This window comes from Pseudoalteromonas sp. 13-15 (assembly GCF_001468205.2).
GTDB classification, from domain to species: Bacteria; Pseudomonadota; Gammaproteobacteria; order Enterobacterales; family Alteromonadaceae; genus Pseudoalteromonas; species Pseudoalteromonas marina.
This window is the reverse complement of sequence record NZ_CP019162.1, coordinates 2,336,170-2,352,581: the sequence shown is the minus strand read 5'-3', so window position 1 is coordinate 2,352,581 and position 16,412 is coordinate 2,336,170. Positions and strand designations below refer to the sequence as shown.

General features: G+C 40.9%; 15 protein-coding genes. 8 read left to right on the top strand and 7 right to left on the bottom strand.

The genetic code is table 11. The features are described 5' to 3' along the window. Positions 1–7: 7 nt before the first annotated feature. The 7 genes from cyaY (at position 8) to add (ending at position 7,186) form a co-directional block, all read left to right on the top strand. Positions 8–331: an iron donor protein CyaY gene (cyaY, locus tag ATS72_RS10900; RefSeq protein ID WP_006792464.1), complete on the top strand. Its 324-nt coding sequence runs from the start codon at positions 8–10 to the stop codon at positions 329–331. Further along, positions 328–984 carry an alpha/beta hydrolase gene (locus ATS72_RS10895; protein WP_006792463.1) on the top strand — a complete coding sequence of 219 codons (657 nt, stop codon included), beginning with the start codon at positions 328–330 and terminating at the stop codon, positions 982–984. Before cyaY ends, ATS72_RS10895 begins: the two co-directional genes overlap by 4 nt. Positions 985–1,006: 22 nt before the next feature. Continuing rightward, positions 1,007–1,999: a DUF2914 domain-containing protein gene (locus ATS72_RS10890; protein WP_058430080.1), complete on the top strand. Its 993-nt coding sequence runs from the start codon at positions 1,007–1,009 to the stop codon at positions 1,997–1,999. Positions 2,000–2,034: 35 nt separating this feature from the next. After that, the gene (hemC, locus tag ATS72_RS10885) at positions 2,035–2,973 is read left to right on the top strand and encodes a hydroxymethylbilane synthase (RefSeq protein WP_008129468.1); all 939 of its coding nucleotides are present in this window, start codon (positions 2,035–2,037) and stop codon (positions 2,971–2,973) included. After that, positions 2,974–4,806 carry a uroporphyrinogen-III synthase gene (locus ATS72_RS10880; protein ID WP_058430081.1) on the top strand — a complete coding sequence of 611 codons (1,833 nt, stop codon included), beginning with the start codon at positions 2,974–2,976 and terminating at the stop codon, positions 4,804–4,806. Next, a complete protein-coding gene (locus tag ATS72_RS10875; RefSeq protein ID WP_058430082.1) occupies positions 4,803–5,915 on the top strand; it encodes a heme biosynthesis HemY N-terminal domain-containing protein in 1,113 nt (370 codons plus the stop codon). The genes ATS72_RS10880 and ATS72_RS10875 overlap by 4 nt, the downstream gene beginning before the upstream one ends. Before the next feature lie 269 nt (positions 5,916–6,184). Beyond that, entirely contained in the window at positions 6,185–7,186 is a 1,002-nt protein-coding gene (gene add, locus ATS72_RS10870) for an adenosine deaminase (RefSeq protein WP_058430096.1), read from the top strand. 95 nt (positions 7,187–7,281) lie between these two features. Here add and ATS72_RS10865 read toward each other — a convergent pair whose 3' ends face one another. From ATS72_RS10865 to ATS72_RS10845, 5 genes are all read right to left on the bottom strand, one after another. After that, a complete protein-coding gene (locus ATS72_RS10865) occupies positions 7,282–7,692 on the bottom strand; it encodes a CBS domain-containing protein (protein WP_006792457.1) in 411 nt (136 codons plus the stop codon). Between the two features lie 158 nt (positions 7,693–7,850). Beyond that, positions 7,851–8,564, bottom strand: a complete 714-nt coding sequence (fre, locus tag ATS72_RS10860) for an NAD(P)H-flavin reductase (protein WP_006792456.1) — start codon at positions 8,562–8,564, stop codon at positions 7,851–7,853. A 148-nt stretch (positions 8,565–8,712) separates the two neighbouring features. After that, a complete protein-coding gene (gene ubiD, locus ATS72_RS10855; protein ID WP_006792455.1) occupies positions 8,713–10,179 on the bottom strand; it encodes a 4-hydroxy-3-polyprenylbenzoate decarboxylase in 1,467 nt (488 codons plus the stop codon). A 73-nt stretch (positions 10,180–10,252) separates the two neighbouring features. Next, a complete protein-coding gene (locus ATS72_RS10850; protein ID WP_058430083.1) occupies positions 10,253–12,283 on the bottom strand; it encodes a methyl-accepting chemotaxis protein in 2,031 nt (676 codons plus the stop codon). A 67-nt stretch (positions 12,284–12,350) separates the two neighbouring features. Then, on the bottom strand, positions 12,351–12,632 hold the full coding sequence (locus ATS72_RS10845; RefSeq protein ID WP_058430084.1) for an MliC family protein: 282 nt from the start codon (positions 12,630–12,632) through the stop codon (positions 12,351–12,353). Between the two features lie 293 nt (positions 12,633–12,925). On the opposite strand from ATS72_RS10845, the gene ATS72_RS10840 reads away from it, so the two are divergent. Further along, on the top strand, positions 12,926–13,837 hold the full coding sequence (locus ATS72_RS10840) for a DUF808 domain-containing protein (protein ID WP_058430085.1): 912 nt from the start codon (positions 12,926–12,928) through the stop codon (positions 13,835–13,837). 25 nt (positions 13,838–13,862) lie between these two features. Here ATS72_RS10840 and ATS72_RS10835 read toward each other — a convergent pair whose 3' ends face one another. Both ATS72_RS10835 and ATS72_RS10830 read right to left on the bottom strand, forming a co-directional pair. Further along, complete coding sequence (locus tag ATS72_RS10835; protein ID WP_058430086.1) at positions 13,863–14,804, bottom strand: tetratricopeptide repeat protein; 942 nt, start codon at positions 14,802–14,804, stop codon at positions 13,863–13,865. A gap of 86 nt (positions 14,805–14,890) precedes the next feature. Beyond that, positions 14,891–16,294, bottom strand: a complete 1,404-nt coding sequence (locus tag ATS72_RS10830; RefSeq protein WP_058430087.1) for a M20/M25/M40 family metallo-hydrolase — start codon at positions 16,292–16,294, stop codon at positions 14,891–14,893. Between the last annotated feature and the right edge of the window lie 118 nt (positions 16,295–16,412).

Below are 16,412 nucleotides of genomic sequence, written 5' to 3'. Positions count from 1 at the left end.
ATCAACAATGACTGAACACGAATATCACCAATTAGCCGAAGCTCTTATGTTCACAATTGAAGAGCAAATTGATGATTGTGAAGCCGATTTAGATTACGAATCAGCGCAAGGTATTTTAGAAATTATTTTTCCTGATAAGAGTAAAATTGTCATCAATAAGCAAGCGCCTCTTCATCAAGTGTGGGTAGCAACTAAATTCAATGGTCACCATTTTGAAATGCGTGACGGTCAATGGATTGATAACCGCTCTGGTGCAGAGTTTTGGGAATTCATTAACGAAGCGTCAACTCGCCAAGCTGGCCAAGAAATTAAGTGGCAATCATCATTATGAGTTTAGAGTTTGTTCAATACCCCGCACAGAGCGCGCATAAAGCAACAGTTATTTGGTTACATGGCTTAGGTGATTCGGGTGATGGGTTTGCCCCTGTAGCGCCGCAATTAAATTTACCAGCCGAGCTGGGCGTGCGTTTTGTTTTCCCACATGCGCCTGTGCAACCGGTCACCATAAATGGTGGTATGGAAATGCGTTCTTGGTACGACATTAAGTCAATAGAGCTTGATAAACGTGCCGATGAAGAAGGGGTGAGGGAGTCTGCCGAAAAAGTAGAGGCGTTAATAAATACAGAAATAGCCAACGGAATACCTGCTAACAAAATTATTTTGGCTGGTTTTTCACAAGGTGGTGTTGTGTCGCTTCACTTAGCTCCGCGCTTTGAACAAAAGTTGGCGGGTGTTATGGCACTGTCTACTTATATGTGCGCGCCGCATAAATTTACAGATGAAGCAAAGCATACCGATTTAAATGTATTTATGGCACATGGTAGTCACGATAACGTGGTACCAATGAGTGCAGGTAAAAGTGCATTTGATGTATTAACAGCACATAACATGGATGTAAGCTGGCAGGAATACCCAATGGCACACCAAGTGTGTGCAGAAGAGTTACACGCTATTCGCCAATGGTTAATTGCCCGTTTAAGCTAATTTTGGAGCCGCTGAGGTCAATATGAGTCAAAAAATAGTTATTAAAGCAAATGTAAAACGCGAACCACAAAACAGCCTACCTACGGTAAGCTATGAATGGCATTGGCGTCGAATTGTGAGTTTGGCTATGTTGATAGTAATGACATCTGCGGCTGTGATATATGGTTTAACCAGCTCAGTAAATGCAGATCAGGGCGCACATCCCAATGAACAAACAGAGCTTTTAATCACTGATAGCACACAAGGTGATGAAGTAACTGAAAGCGAAACACATAATGCACCTAGCAACCAATTGCATATAGAGACTGAGCATGCTGAAACACTGCCTGCTGAGCAACTACCAACAACTCAAGAGGCGGACATTACCAATGCCTTACTTGAAAACGCTGAGTCAGTAACCGTTGCGCCAATCTCAGATGAGCCGACAGTAACCCAATCAACAGTTGACTCAATAACTGAAAAAACGAATACAGTTGATAACAGTAAAAACGATGCGTTGGTCACTAATGCAGTAAGCGCTGATACAACAAGTGAAGCAGTATCTGTACCTGCGTCAGAGCAAACTTCTGAGCTTGGCACAATCGCATTAGAGCCAGCGAGTAATATTGATGCACAACCTGTTACAGAGCAATTTGCTGAAGATGCCCATATTGCTAGCGTGGCACTCGGTGCTCAGATTGATACCAGTAAAATAAGTCGCGCAGTGCTTACACGCAGCGTAGTAAAACGCGAACCTACTAATGTGTTTGCAGCCGACGTGCGTTTAAGTCAGTTTGAAGGTTCGTTATCATTTTTTAGTGAGCTTAAAGGGCTGCAAGGCCAGCGCGTAAAACATGTTTGGTCTTTTGAAAGTGAAACAATGGCCGAAATTTCACTTAATGTTACTTCGCCACGCTACAGAACTTATTCAACAAAAAATATTATGAACACGCAAACAGGCCATTGGCGTGTAGCTGTTGTTGATGAGCAAGGTAATTTAATAGCTCAAAAAGAATTTAGAGTGTTAGCTAACTAAATAATGCTAACCGCAGTAATTAATTGGATACCCCTATGACAGAAAAAACAAAATTAGTACGTATAGCAACCCGTAAAAGCGCTTTGGCGCTATGGCAAGCCGAATTTGTAAAAGCGCAGCTAGAGCATTTTCATGATGACGTGCGTGTTGAGTTAGTCCCTATGTCGACACAAGGGGATATTATTTTAGATACACCACTTGCTAAAATTGGCGGTAAAGGCTTATTTGTTAAAGAGCTTGAGCAAGCTATGCTAGATGGTCGAGCTGATATTGCCGTACACTCAATGAAAGATGTGCCGGTGGAGTTTCCAGAAGGATTAGCCCTTCATACCATTTGTGAGCGTGAAGATCCGCGCGATGCGTTTGTATCAAATCACTTTGCTAACTTGAATGAGTTACCAGAAGGAGCGGTAGTAGGTACATCAAGCTTGCGCCGCCAATGCCAAATTAGAGCACTGAGACCTGACTTAGAAATCCGTGATCTACGCGGAAACGTAAATACGCGTTTGGCTAAATTAGATGCTGGGCAATACGATGCGATTATTTTAGCCGCGGCAGGGCTAATTCGTTTAGAAATGGGCGAGCGTATTGCTGACTACATTGAACCAGAAGTATCGTTGCCTGCAAATGGGCAAGGTGCTGTAGGTATTGAGTGTCGGATTGAAGATGAAGTGACTAAAGCGTTATTAGCACCGCTTGAGCACACACATACACGTATTCGTGTTAATGCAGAGCGTGCAATGAACCGCCGTTTAGAAGGTGGTTGTCAGGTGCCGATAGGTGCCTATGCGTTAGTTGATGGCGAACAGGTCCATTTACGAGGGCTTGTAGGCGCAGTCGATGGCAGCGAAATTTTACGTGACGAAGTTGCGGGTCATATTAACGATGCCGAAAAACTCGGAATAGAGCTGGCTGAAAAATTACTTGCTCAAGGCGCAGATAAAATTTTAGCTGACGTATACAGAGACGCATAAATGACACATATTCTGATAACTCGGCCCGAAGGAAAAGGCGCAGCCCTTGCAGAGCAACTTGAGCAAGCGGGTTATCAGGCGTCATTGTTTCCTGTTTTAAATATTAACTATTTAACGCCCTCTAGTACTCAACTAAGCCCACTTATTAATGCAGATAAAATTATTTTTGTCTCTCAGGACGCTGTTAAAGCACTGGCACAATTAAAGCCCGATATAAACATTAAAGCGCAGTTTTATGCTGTAGGGCAGCAAACTGCCGATACAATATATGAATTATTTGGTGTGCGTGCAGCCACGCCTAAGCAGTTCGATTCAGAAGGGGTATTGGCTCTTAAGTCGTTGGCTCAGGTTGATGGTAGCAATATTGTATTGGTTAAAGGGCACGGTGGTCGCCCAGACATCGCCAAGGTACTTAAAGAGCGTGGCGCGTTTTTAAATAATTGTGTTGTTTATGAACGTGAGCCTGTGCCCGATTTAACCAGTGACTGGACTGACCACTGGAAAAGCAGCAATGTACACGGTATAGTCATAACAAGTAATGCAGCAGTTGATGCCATGTTTACCCCCCTTGCTGCACAACAATTACAATGGTTACAACAGTGCCACTTTTATGTTGCCAGCGAGCGCATAGCCGCATATTTACAGCAACAACATGTTAGTTTGGCAAATATCCATATTGCAGCAGGGGCTAGCGATAACGCTATGTTTACCTGTATTAATCAGCAAGGTAGCAGCATGAGTGAACAACCTAAGTCAATAACAACAGAAAACACAACATCAACAGCTTCGAGTTCAACATCAGTTAAAAATGAGCCAGCAAGCGTAAAAAACAAACCAGCAAATGACAAACAAAAAGTAAGTAAAGTGGCTTCACTTGCATTGTTAATATCGTTGGTTGTGGCCTCTGGAGTTGGCTACGAGTTTTATCAAAAGCTAAATGCTGGTAAAGCGCAAAACACAATTGTTAACGAGCTTAGCGAGCAAAACAAGCTGCTCCAGCAAGAGCTTGCCGCACTTAAATCTTCTCAAATGAGCTTACAACAAGCATTATTTAATAGCGAAGAAAAAGTATCTGAGGCATTAACGCAAAGCACTCTTGAAAATCAGCAAGCATTAAAAGCTGCGCTGCAAAAAGCGCAGCAGCAAGGTTCATCGTTAAACCCACAAGAGGTCACCAGCTTACAACGAATGGCTGAGTTTAAACTGTGGGCCGAAAAAGATTACCAAGGCGCAAGCGCTGTACTAAAGCGTTTAGACGGACTGTTAAGTGAGTACCCTGGCACAATTGAAGTTCGCCAAGCCATTATGCAAGACATACAAACGCTTGATAGTTTAAAACCGGTTGCTACCGAGGCTATTTATTTACAGCTAAATAGTGTTATTAACCGAATTGACGAATTGGTGTTTAACGCGGTCAATTTACCAGAGGAAACATTGGTAATTGATGAAAATGCACTCAGCGAAGATATTAACGATTGGCAGCAAAATATCAGTAATAGTTGGAATAAAATTGTTGATAGTTTTATTACTATTAGGCGCCATGAAGGGATTGCTATTGAACCTTTACTAACCGATCAAGAGCGTAATTTAATTAATCAACGAATTAAATTAAATATAGCACAGGCGCAGGACGCATTATTAAGTAAGCAAGCGAGTATATACTTTAGTGCGTTAAGCGAAGCTAAGCGCTTAACTGGCGAGTACTTTAAGCAAGACGATGACGCCACAAAATCAGTACTAAATACGCTATCTAAATTAGAAAAAGAGCAGCTCAACTTTAGCCAAGAGGTCACTCTGCAAAGTACACAAACGGTTAAGGAGTGGGTGCAATGATAGGCCTAATAATCTTAATTGTAGCTATTGTTGCTGTACTTGCGGTTACCCCTTTTGTACTGGACGAAAAAGGCTACGTGCTTATCTCGTTTAATAACACAACAATTGAAGGCACCATTGTTTCGTTTTGTATTATGGCTGCAATGACTGCGGCAACTTTATACTTTACTTATAAACTAATACGCTATTTATTATCAATTTATAGAAATACCAAACATGGTTTTTTTGCCCGCAGTGAAGAGCGTAAATTCGCCGCAATTGAACAAGCCCTTTTCAGTGCTATAAACGACGATTACGAACAAGTAGAGCGCGCACTTTCTGGCAACAGTGTGCCAGATAAATTTGATGATATTCGTTTAGCACTATTGGCTAAAGCGGCACTTGCTAATAACGAGGCAGATAAAGCACTAGAACGATTATTTGAAATAAGCCCTGAGCAGCAATTGAAAGTAGCAAAACTATGGTTGGCAAGTGGCGATAGCAGTGCAATTGAATCGCAGTTGCGCGTTAATGCAGAAGCTAAAAAAGCCACTGCACTTGAGCTTAAACTGTACACTGAGGTATTGGTACAACAGCAGCATTTTAGCGTGCTAGAAGAGTTTTTACCCAAGCTACTGCGTAAAAAGGTGTTTTCTAGTGATCAGTGGACGCGTGTATTTACTGCCTATTTTTCGGCTCAATCAGCTGATGAACTAACAAATAAATACAAACAATTACCACGAAAACTTCAAACTTATGCGCATACTGCGTATTTAACTCAAATGGCTGCAACAGGTCAGCTTGCTGTTATTGAGGGCGATTTAGCTAAAATGGTTAAGCAAGCCAGCCAACATGATGAGCTTGCTACTATTTTAAATAATGCAAACCATGGCGAAGCGCACAAATTACAAGCCAGTATTCAAGATCGCCTTAAAAAAGACGACACTAATACAGCACTGCTGTTGTCGCTTGCGTGCCTTGCTAATGCACAAAGTGATTATGATTTAGCGGCACGTGTGTTTGATAAAGCACTTAATGGTGATAATAAACACCAATTTGCAGACCAGGCAGCTTTGAGTTACAAAAACACGGCACAGGCTGAAAAGGCGCTTGTTTTATATAACAAATAAGTTTACTAGCTGATTAGTTATATATTTTAGGCACAGGTTATAGGCGTTGTATAAATGCTTTACCTGTGCTTTTTTATAGGTATTTTTTAAGTTTAGCGAAATAATAAAAAGTAAGGCGAGACTATTTTATACATATTATTGTTAAGTGCGTGAATATTTGCACAAAAAGCAGACATATGACCGCTTAATAATATTACAAAGCGTATAGACTTGAAAAATAACTCTATCTGCGTATTATGCGCAAAAATTTAATTAAACTGGGTGCTACTATGATCAATAGAAAACTACCTTTGCTAGATATTCACCGTCATTTAGATGGTAATGTTCGCGCGCAAACCATACTAGAACTTGGTCGTCAGTTTAATATTGATTTACCCGCAGATAACGTTGAACAATTAATCCCTCATGTTCAAGTAATAGATCCAGAGCCAAACCTTGTCGCTTTCTTACAAAAGCTAGACTGGGGTGTTACTGTACTTGGCGATTACGATGCATGCCGCCGTATAGCTATTGAAAATATTGAAGATGCACAAGCGCAAGGTCTTGATTACGTTGAGCTTCGTTTCAGCCCTTACTACATGGCTCAAAGCCAAGGCTTACATCCACAAGGTGTTGTCGAAGCTGTGGTTGATGGTATTAAATCAGCAACAAAAAATGCCAATATTAAAGCTAATTTAATTGGTATTTTGTCGCGTACTTATGGTGTTAAAACGTGCCAACATGAGCTTGATGCATTACTTGCGTTTAAAAATGACTTAGTGGCTGTTGATTTAGCGGGCGATGAAATTGGCTTTCCGGGAGAGTTATTTATTGAGCACTTTAAGCAAGTGCGTGATGCGTATTTAGCGTCAACCATTCATGCCGGTGAAGCACTTGGTGCCCCCAGTATTTGGCAAGCGATTAACGAGCTAGGTGCAAGTAGAATTGGCCATGGTGTAAAAGCAATTGAAGACCCAACGTTAATGGATTACCTGCGTGATAACCGTATTGGTATTGAGTCATGTTTAACCAGTAATATTCAAACTAGCACAGTTACCGACCTAGCTACGCACCCGCTTAAACAGTTTTTAGATCATGGCATTCTTGCTTGCCTTAATACAGATGATCCTGCTGTTGAAGGTATAGAAATAGGGCATGAATATACTATTGCAGCACCAAAGGCTGGCTTATCTCAGGCTGATATAGAAAAAGCCCAAGCGAATGCGTTGGAAATTGCATTTTTAAGCGACGGCGATAAAAAAGCACTATTAGCACAAGTGAGTGCACGTTAATCAATACAAATAAATATGCCGCTTTAAAGCCGCATATTTGTAGACTCAACTTGAGCGCTAGTTAAGAGGTTTACTGTCTAACGCTCAGGTTTAAATTAGTGCTCTTGGCAGCTAAGGTAGTTATCGTAGAGCGCTTTGAGTACATCGGCACGATTTATCATTCCTACCACTTTTACGCCTTCTACCACAGGGTAGTTTTTTGGCTTACCTGGCTGCATTTGTTCAGCTAGTTCAATAATGTTTAAATCGCTACTTACTGTGACTACATTGGTTTGCATAAGCTGCGACACTTTTACAACCCCTTCGCAAAAATAACTACTTTGCATTAAAGGCTTTAATAACTCTTGCTCTGAAATAAACCCGACAAGGCATTTTTCGTTGTCGAATACAGGCGCACCAAGTAATTTAAATTTTTGTAACTCGGCTATGGCTGTCGTCATTTCGGTGTCTGGTGTTATGTTTGGCAACTTACGTTGCATAAAATCTTTTACTTTTGTATTTAGCATTTGGGTCTCTCCCGCTGATGTTCTGTACAAAGTATGGTTTATAGATTGGATTTTAGGAAATTGTTTATATTGATGAATGTGATAGGTTTAAACTATTAAAAATTTAAAGTCATAAAAAAAGCACCCGTAGGTGCTTATTATTAAACTATGTGATGAGTTTACTTAATAAATGCAAACGCATCGGCGTACATATTTTCACGAATAGCGCCATGAGCTATAAAGTCGTCACGTACAATCCCTATCATGTCAAAACGACCCGCCATGTAAATGTCGTAAGGTTCAAGTGATACAATATCTTGCATTACTGCTTTGTGCACAAAACCAGTATGACCTTGCCAATTAGCAGATGGGTTTTCGACAACAGGAATAAATTCAAAATGTTCATGGCTCTCTGCCCATAATTTCATTTCTTCATGTGCGTACAAAGCAGACTCTTCTTTAACACCCCAATAAAATAATACAGGGCGGTCACAGTTTATTTCAGCTAAGTGATCTGCCATTGATTTTACATACGAAAAACCAGTGCCACCGGCAAGTAAAATAATAGGTCGATTACATTGTAATCGAAGTTGAGACACACCCAACCCGGCCTCTATATCAACCATTGTTTTGTTTGCATGTGCATTGCGTAAGTGTTCAAGCGATTGCATTGCGTATGAGTCTGCACCCGAAGCACCAATGTGTAGTTCTATTTCGTCACATTGAGATGGGCGGCTAGCAATAGAAAAAGCGCGTTTGTCTTTTTCACTTAACACCAGTTGCATGTATTGGCCCGCTTCAAATGTCACAGGTTGTTGTGGCTTTAAAATTACTTTGTTAACAAATTCTGTAAGTGGGCTGATAGCTACAACTTCAGCTTTTAATGTTTGCATTTTTTACCTTTTAGCAGCGCTTTTGACAGCAGATACGCAATTGAATGAGTCGATTCTAGCATATCTACAGGGTTATTTTATAGCCTGTTTATAGCTTGTCCGAACGGTGGCAAATAAATTATTGGCCACCGCTTGGTTTGTTGAGTTGTTAGAGAATTTTAAGGCTATCCCAAATATCATCAACACGTTCTTTGGTGGCTTTGTCCATCACTATTGGTTCACCCCATTCGCGGTCGGTTTCGCCTGCCCATTTGTTGGTTGCGTCCATCCCCATTTTAGAGCCAAGTCCCGATACCGGAGAGGCAAAATCTAGATAATCTATTGGGGTGTTTTCAATTAACGTAGTATCACGCGCTGGGTCCATACGAGTTGTTATGGCCCAAATAACATCTTCCCAGTCGCGTGCATTTATATCGTCGTCGCACACAATTACAAACTTGGTATACATAAATTGGCGTAAAAACGACCATACTCCCATCATTACGCGCTTGGCGTGACCAGGGTATTGTTTTTTCATTGTGACTACTGCCATGCGGTACGAACACCCTTCAGGCGGTAAATAAAAATCGACAATTTCGGGAAACTGTTTTTGTAATATTGGAACAAATACTTCGTTTAGTGCAACACCCAGGATAGCCGGCTCATCAGGCGGACGGCCAGTAAATGTGCTGTGATAAATAGGATCTTTACGGTGTGTAATGTGAGTTACGGTCATAACAGGGAAGTCATCTACTTCGTTGTAGTAACCAGTGTGGTCGCCATAGGGGCCTTCTGGCGCCATTTCGCCTGGCATAATATGACCTTCTAGTACTATTTCGGCACTGGCAGGTACTTGCAAGTCATTTGAAATCGACTTTACTACTTCAGTTCGGCTTCCACGTAATAACCCAGCAAATGCATATTCGCTAAGCGTATCTGGAACAGGAGTTACCGCACCTAAAATGGTCGCTGGATCGGCGCCTAACGCCACCGACACAGGATAAGGCTGGCCAGGGTTTTCTTTACACCACTCTTGAAAGTCGAGCGCGCCACCACGATGCGATAACCAGCGCATAATTATTTTATTTTTACCTAATAGCTGTTGGCGATAAATACCCAGATTTTGACGTTTTTTGTATGGCCCTTTTGTTACGGTTAAACCCCACGTAATTAAAGGGGCTGCATCGCCCGGCCAGCAATGTTGAATAGGTAGCTTTGTTAAATCAACGTCATCGCCTTCTAAAACTACTTGCTGACAAGGTGCTTTTTTAACCTCTTTAGCGGGCATATTCAGCACTTTTTTAAACACAGGAATAGATCCAAGTGCTTCTTTAATACCTTTAGGAGGCTCTGGCTCTTTTAAAAATGCGAGTAGCTTACCTACTTCACGAAGTTCGTTAACGTCTGTTTGACCCATCCCCATAGCAACCCGCTTTGGTGTTCCAAATAAATTGGTAAGCACCGGCATGCTGTGCCCTTTTGGGTTTTCGAATAATAAGGCAGGACCTTTTGCACGCAGTGTGCGGTCGGAAATTTCGGTCATTTCAAGATACGGGTCAATTTCTTGGGTGATGCGTTTAAGCTCACCTTTTTTTTCAAGTAAATTGATAAAATCGCGCAGATCTTTATATTTCATTATGGGCCGCTATTAAGCAAAAGAGTTGAACTATTATACCCATTTCATGCAAAGCAAGTCATTACACCTGCACTTAAAACTTAAAGCGCTCTACGGCACTTGTTAAAGAGTGTGCAAGTTGATTTACATCTTCACTTTCGCTTGCTAGGGTGGTTGCGTTATTGGCATTTAAAGTGGCTTGTTCGGTCACCTTAGCCATTATTTTTTGAATATCATCACTGTTTGTTAACTGTTCATGAGAAGCCGTAGCAATTTGCTCACTCATGTGGTTAATTGAAAGTAATGTTCCTTTTATACGCTCAACCGCTTTATTTAGTTCAGCACTGTTTTCAACACACTGTTTAGCTTGTTGTTGGCCATCGTTAATTTCTTTTTGCGTCGTTTTTGTGTGTTGTTGCAGCGTTTGAATCATAGTATGAATTTCACTTGTGGAGCTTTGTGTGCGTGCCGCTAATGAGCGAACCTCGTCAGCAACCACCGCGAAGCCTCGGCCATTTTCTCCGGCTCTTGCCGCTTCTATTGCTGCATTTAATGCAAGTAGATTAGTTTGCTCTGCAATGCTGCTAATAGTGTTTACAATTGCGCCTATTAAATCTGTAAACTCAGCCAGCTCTTCTGTGCTACTTACCGCTTTATCGAGTCGATTTAAGAGTGCTTCAATACTTAAACTGTTGTCGTTAGCTATTTGGTTGACGTCGTTTGCAAACTGAGAGGCGTTTGTGATCTCGTTAGATGCATTATCGGCCTGCTCATAAACCGCTTGCGAATTATTTAACATGCTATGTGCAAGGTCTGTGGCTTGTGCGCTTCGTTCTAATTGTTGCTGAGCAACAATGGTCATTTGTTGACCTTTTTCACTTGTTTGAATGGCCGATTTATCAAGCTCGTGGGCATCATTACTAATTGCTTTTATAAGGTGTGATAAATCGTCACTAAGCTTATTAATGTTGTTAAGTAAAGTGCCAAACTCATCTTTGCTACGCGGTTGGCTGCGTTTGGAAAAATCACCCGAGGCAATACGTGCTAAATCGCTATTTACTTTTTTAAGCGGTTTTAGCATAGCATTGGTTGTAAATATTGAAATAACAATAAGTAATCCAATAAGTACAATCGCAATTATAACAACAGAGCTAGAGCCCATATTAATTGCCGATTTGGCACTGTTTTGCAGTGTTTGAAAACGCTCGTCAGCTAGCTTGTTAAGCTGTAATAATTGGCTTTCTGTGTCTATAAATTCTTGTTGAAAGCGCTCAAAACTTTGCTGTGCCATTTGGGTGTTTTTAAGCGCTTTATTTTGCTGAGCGTAAATACCGTCGGGTCCATTCAATCGTGATCTTAAGTTATTAAATTGCTCGGTGAATTGAGCCGCGTTTAAATTGTCACCAAAGGGAGTGGCTTGCTGTTCTAAATACACAAAGTTTGGCTGGATGTTATCAAGTAAAAATTGGGTATCTTGTTGATGATCATTTAAGTCGCTAACACTGGTAGTTTGCGTAATACTTTTAATATTGTTGCTTAAATTAAATAGTAAGTCGTCTATGCGTGTTGCAGTACCAAATACAGAGCTGAGTAAAGATTGCTGCTTTGCACTGACCTCTATGAGTTCTATATCGAGTAAGCCATTACTGAGATTGCTGAGCTCAACACCAAACTCTGTAATTAATAGAGCGGCAGCCGACTGCGCACTAAAACGCTGTTCTTTGGCATTAAACATGTTTGCGCTTGTTTTGCTTAGTTGCTCAAAGTTTTTTGAAGCGCCAACTAGCAAAGTTTGCATGTTTTGCTGACCCGTTAATTGCGGCTTAAGTGCATTGAGCATATTACTGAATTCTTGTTGCTCGCTAAGAGCTTCTTTTTTATTGGTCAGTAATAAATCAGGTTTTGTTTGGCTATAAGCTAGAGCATTGAATTTAGTAATAGAAAGAAGCGATAGCCTTAAGTCTTTACTTACTTGTTGGGCTGGTACGGCAAGGTTTTCTATACGTGAAGTTGTGGTGCTTATTTTATTTAAGGACCAGTAAAAAAATAAGCTACTAATAAGCATTAGTAAGCCAATGGCAGAAAAGGCTAAAATTATTTTATGTTTAATGGCAATAGAACGCATAACTTCATCAACAAAATTAAGACTTTTGTTAGTGTAGCAAGTTTTTTAATATGTTGTTAGTGGGTTGTTATCTTGTGCTGCAAAGGTGTTTATTCCCTGAAATTATAAGCATAGCTTTAGTGCCTTTCCCCCAAAAAAGGACTTTGTTACTAATGTATTTATTACCAGAGGCGCTTTTTTCATGCGTAAGATGATAGGTTTTATTTTTAAAAGTGAGTGCTGCTTTTTCGTTTGCTAAGACATTAAGCACGGCTTTATTATCATTGCATACATAGTGTGTGGTTGTTGTTTTGTCATTGCACCCTATTAAACACAGTAAATAAACTACTAAAACGATTGTTGCTTTCATTTCCCCTTCCTTTATTTTTCACCGGCTATTCTATTTCAGAATAACAGAGCAAAATTAACCGTTGGTGAAAGACGAGCTTTACGTTATGTTGATTAAATTATTTATTAGATAGGGTCTGTTGATCTTTTCGGATTGAAATTTGTTCACACTAGGGGCTATTTAATCGCAGCGCGAGGTTTGTAACCTAGTGGACTAAGTAAAAGCCGAGCAACAAAGAGTAAGTAGCCCCTAGGAAGAACCAAACAGGCTACTGCAAATTAACCTTTAAAGAACAACAGACCTTAGGAAGCACAATGGCAGGCACTAATCTTTTAACATTATTAGATGATATAACGGCTTTACTCGATGACATTGCAACCATGAGTAAAATTGCGACAAAAAAAACGGCGGGTGTTTTAGGAGACGACTTAGCACTCAATGCACAGCAAGTAACGGGTGTGTCAGCCGACAGAGAGCTACCTGTTGTATGGGCGGTAGCAAAAGGGTCATTTTTAAATAAAGCCATACTTGTCCCAGCAGCTTTAATGATCAGCGTTTGGCTGCCATGGCTAATTACACCACTTTTAATTTTAGGTGGTTTGTTTTTATGTTTTGAAGGGGCTGAAAAAGTATTTTCGCGATTTTTACCTCATCACGATGATATTGCCGATAGCGACGAAGCGCCTGATTTAGTTGAATATGAAAAGCAAAAAGTAAAAGGCGCGATACGAACGGACTTTATTCTATCGGCTGAAATTATTGTTATTACGCTCGGCACTGTTGCAGGTCAAACATTGCTTAATCAATCTTTAGTGCTTTGTGTAATAGCCATTGTTATGACTATTGGTGTTTACGGACTTGTGGCTGCCATTGTAAAACTTGATGATGCAGGCTTGTATTTGGTGAATCAATCTAAAGTCTCTGGCAGTACGGTTAAAGAGTTTATAGGTAAAGGCTTACTTGCAGCAGCACCGCGACTTATGCAATTTTTAGCGTTTGCAGGTACTGTTGCTATGTTTTTGGTGGGTGGGGGTATTTTATCTCATGGTATTGAGTTACTGCACCACACACAACTTAATATGATTGGCTATGCGCAATCAATGTTAGGCAATATAGGTGAGGTATTAGCTCCGCTTATTTTTGATGGGTTGTTAGGCGTTGTTGCCGGGCTGGTCATTGTGCTTTTTCATGTAGCTTATACAAGGTTATTTAAGACAAACAAGTAGAGCAGCGTTTTCTGCCCTACATAACTTATTCGCACGTTATAAATTTACACAACTGCTCAAGCTCGTAAGCTGCTTTACTATTACCTTGAGCAATTGCTTTTTTATACCAGTAAATAGCTTGTTGTGTGTTTTTGCCTGCACCTTGCCCGTCTCGGTACATTTGCGCAAGGTTAAGCTGACCCCATTGAGAGCCTGACTCTGCAGCAAGTTTAAAGCTCTCTAAGGCTTTTTCAAATTGCCCATCTTTAAAGTACATAATGCCTTGCTGGTTATTTTTATCTAGTTTTAAACCTTTGTATAAAGGCTTAGGTTTAGGCGGAAACATCACAAACCCACCATACAAGCTATTAGCGTGTGGGCGTAGTACATCGTAAATCACGTCACTGTCATATAAGCGCTTTACCTCATCACGCGGTAAGGTAATTGTGCTTGTTGAAAAATAATCGCGTTGCACTAATAAGCTGGTGCGCATTGCCGTGGTTATGCCTCGGTTGCGTTTATAGCTATAGTTGCTTACTTGAAAAGTAATAAATTGCTCGTCAAAGCTTAGCACTTGGGCCACTTTTAAATTTGTTAGCGTCCATGGTTCGTGAGTAAATTTATCGGCGTGAACTAAGTATGTATCAAATGCCTGTGGGTTATTTAAGTAGCTGTATTTGAGTGCTTGGTTGTCGGTGTATTGTTGAAAAAAATACACCATTACCCACAATAATAAAATTAAGCCAACCCCGTATTTTGGCAGGCTTAGTTTTTCAATTAAGGGGAGCTTTTTTAAATTAATGGCTTCGTTATGCCCACATTGGTAGCATTCGCGCTTGTAGTTTAGCTTTAACGGTACGACAGGAATAATCGTAAAACGTAAGTAACGGCTATGGTTTACTAAGTGATAGCTATCGCTTTGGCAGTTTGGGCAGCACTGCGTTTGTGAAAAGTGAGGAAAGGACTGACTGGTGTTGAAAAGCAGCATGCAATAATGCCCCGAGTTTTAATTTCTATTAAAGTAAATCAAGGGGCATATTTTTTAAAGCAGCAAACTGTAAGTAAGTATGTCTGTTACTCTTTTGTTGTTACTTTTGGTTTAATTGTTGTTTTTGCGTCTGCTGCCATAAGTGCAAATACCGCATAGGTTGCTGTATTTTGACGAAGCTTTGCTGGCGTTACTTTATCAAGCGTGTCGTCAGCAGTGTGGTGATAATCAAAGTAGTCTGTACCATCTTGGGCTAGCTCAAAAATAGGTGCCGAGACTGCATTTTTAAATGGAATGAGATCAGGTCCGCCGTTAGCTTGGTTTTTACCAATGTACTCAACATTTAAAGGGGCAAGTTCTTTCGCGATAGCGCGCACTACAGGCAGTGACGCTGCATCTACATTTGATTCAAAACCGTAAACTACATCAGCGCCAAAATCAGACTCTGCGGCAGCAACAATATTGTGTAAATCGTTTTTATGTTTCGCAAAGTAAGCTTTAGCACCCCATAAACCAAGCTCTTCAGCGGCAAAAAGGACAACGCGAATACTGCGTTTAGGGCGTTTTACATCGCTAATATGTTTAGCTGCCGCCATAGTTAATGCAACGCCGGCGCCGTCATCAAGTGCGCCCGTGCCTAAATCCCATGAGTCTAAATGTCCGCCAATTAATACGTATTGTTCAGGGGTTTCAGTCCCGTTAAATTGGCCTATAACATTGTAACTAGTGCCTTCGCCAAGGTTTTCGGTTTGTACATTTATATTTACCGATACATCTTTACCTAAAGCGACTAAGCGAGCAATTTGATCTGCATCGGGGTTGGCAATGGTTACATTAGGTATTTTTTTAACACCTTCTTTGTAATAACTACCGCCAGTGTGGGCAAAACGGTGATGACCTGTACTTACTGAGCGCATCATGTAGGCCACAGCCCCTTTTTTAGATGCTTCAATTGCTCCAGTGGCACGTGCTTTAACAGCGGGTCCATAACCATTGCCGTCTATATCGCGATTCATTCGGTAATTAATGTAAGCAATTTTACCCATTAAGCTATTAGCCGGTGCAGCTTTTAGCTCATCAAGTGTTTCGAATAATTCAATGGGTGCGCTAATACCTTCTTTGGGTGTGCTTATGCTATTACCTAGCGCGGTTAAATGAAGGGGTTGTTCGCTAGGCGTTAATATTTTTCCACTTTCGCTGTAGCGGCGCCACTCTGGGAACGTCGCCTCTTCAAGCCATACCTTGTCAAAACCGAGTTCTTTAAATTTAGCTTGCGCCCATGCAACGGCTTTTTTGTCGTTTTCGGTGCCTGGTAAGCGCGGGCCAACTTCTGTTGTTAGTGACTCTAATAGCTCATAGCTTAGGTGGCTATTAAGTGCAGTGGTACGCACTTCATCTACTTGTTGTAATTGCTTTGGTGTAAATTCGTTGCTGCTGGCAGTGGCTGCCATGCTACTGGTAAGCAGTAGCGCGGTGATGAGGTTTTTCATGGTAATTAGCCTTGTTTGAAATTGCGGCTATTAAAACATGTAATAAAGACGTAAAAAAATAGAATGAGATGAATGAGCGGCTTTAAAGCGCAAAAAGCCCGCGTATTTTAAGCGCGGG

Excerpts from the sequence above, each read along its gene's own strand:
- cyaY (WP_006792464.1), top strand. The coding sequence starts at position 8 with ATGACTGAACACGAATATCACCAATTAGCCGAAGCTCTTATGTTCACA.
- ATS72_RS10895 (WP_006792463.1), top strand. The coding sequence starts at position 328 with ATGAGTTTAGAGTTTGTTCAATACCCCGCACAGAGCGCGCATAAAGCA.
- ATS72_RS10890 (WP_058430080.1), top strand. The coding sequence starts at position 1,007 with ATGAGTCAAAAAATAGTTATTAAAGCAAATGTAAAACGCGAACCACAA.
- hemC (WP_008129468.1), top strand. The coding sequence starts at position 2,035 with ATGACAGAAAAAACAAAATTAGTACGTATAGCAACCCGTAAAAGCGCT.
- ATS72_RS10880 (WP_058430081.1), top strand. The coding sequence starts at position 2,974 with ATGACACATATTCTGATAACTCGGCCCGAAGGAAAAGGCGCAGCCCTT.
- ATS72_RS10875 (WP_058430082.1), top strand. The coding sequence starts at position 4,803 with ATGATAGGCCTAATAATCTTAATTGTAGCTATTGTTGCTGTACTTGCG.
- add (WP_058430096.1), top strand. The coding sequence starts at position 6,185 with ATGATCAATAGAAAACTACCTTTGCTAGATATTCACCGTCATTTAGAT.
- ATS72_RS10865 (WP_006792457.1), bottom strand. The coding sequence starts at position 7,692 with ATGCTAAATACAAAAGTAAAAGATTTTATGCAACGTAAGTTGCCAAAC.
- fre (WP_006792456.1), bottom strand. The coding sequence starts at position 8,564 with ATGCAAACATTAAAAGCTGAAGTTGTAGCTATCAGCCCACTTACAGAA.
- ubiD (WP_006792455.1), bottom strand. The coding sequence starts at position 10,179 with ATGAAATATAAAGATCTGCGCGATTTTATCAATTTACTTGAAAAAAAA.
- ATS72_RS10850 (WP_058430083.1), bottom strand. The coding sequence starts at position 12,283 with ATGCGTTCTATTGCCATTAAACATAAAATAATTTTAGCCTTTTCTGCC.
- ATS72_RS10845 (WP_058430084.1), bottom strand. The coding sequence starts at position 12,632 with ATGAAAGCAACAATCGTTTTAGTAGTTTATTTACTGTGTTTAATAGGG.
- ATS72_RS10840 (WP_058430085.1), top strand. The coding sequence starts at position 12,926 with ATGGCAGGCACTAATCTTTTAACATTATTAGATGATATAACGGCTTTA.
- ATS72_RS10835 (WP_058430086.1), bottom strand. The coding sequence starts at position 14,804 with ATGCTGCTTTTCAACACCAGTCAGTCCTTTCCTCACTTTTCACAAACG.
- ATS72_RS10830 (WP_058430087.1), bottom strand. The coding sequence starts at position 16,294 with ATGAAAAACCTCATCACCGCGCTACTGCTTACCAGTAGCATGGCAGCC.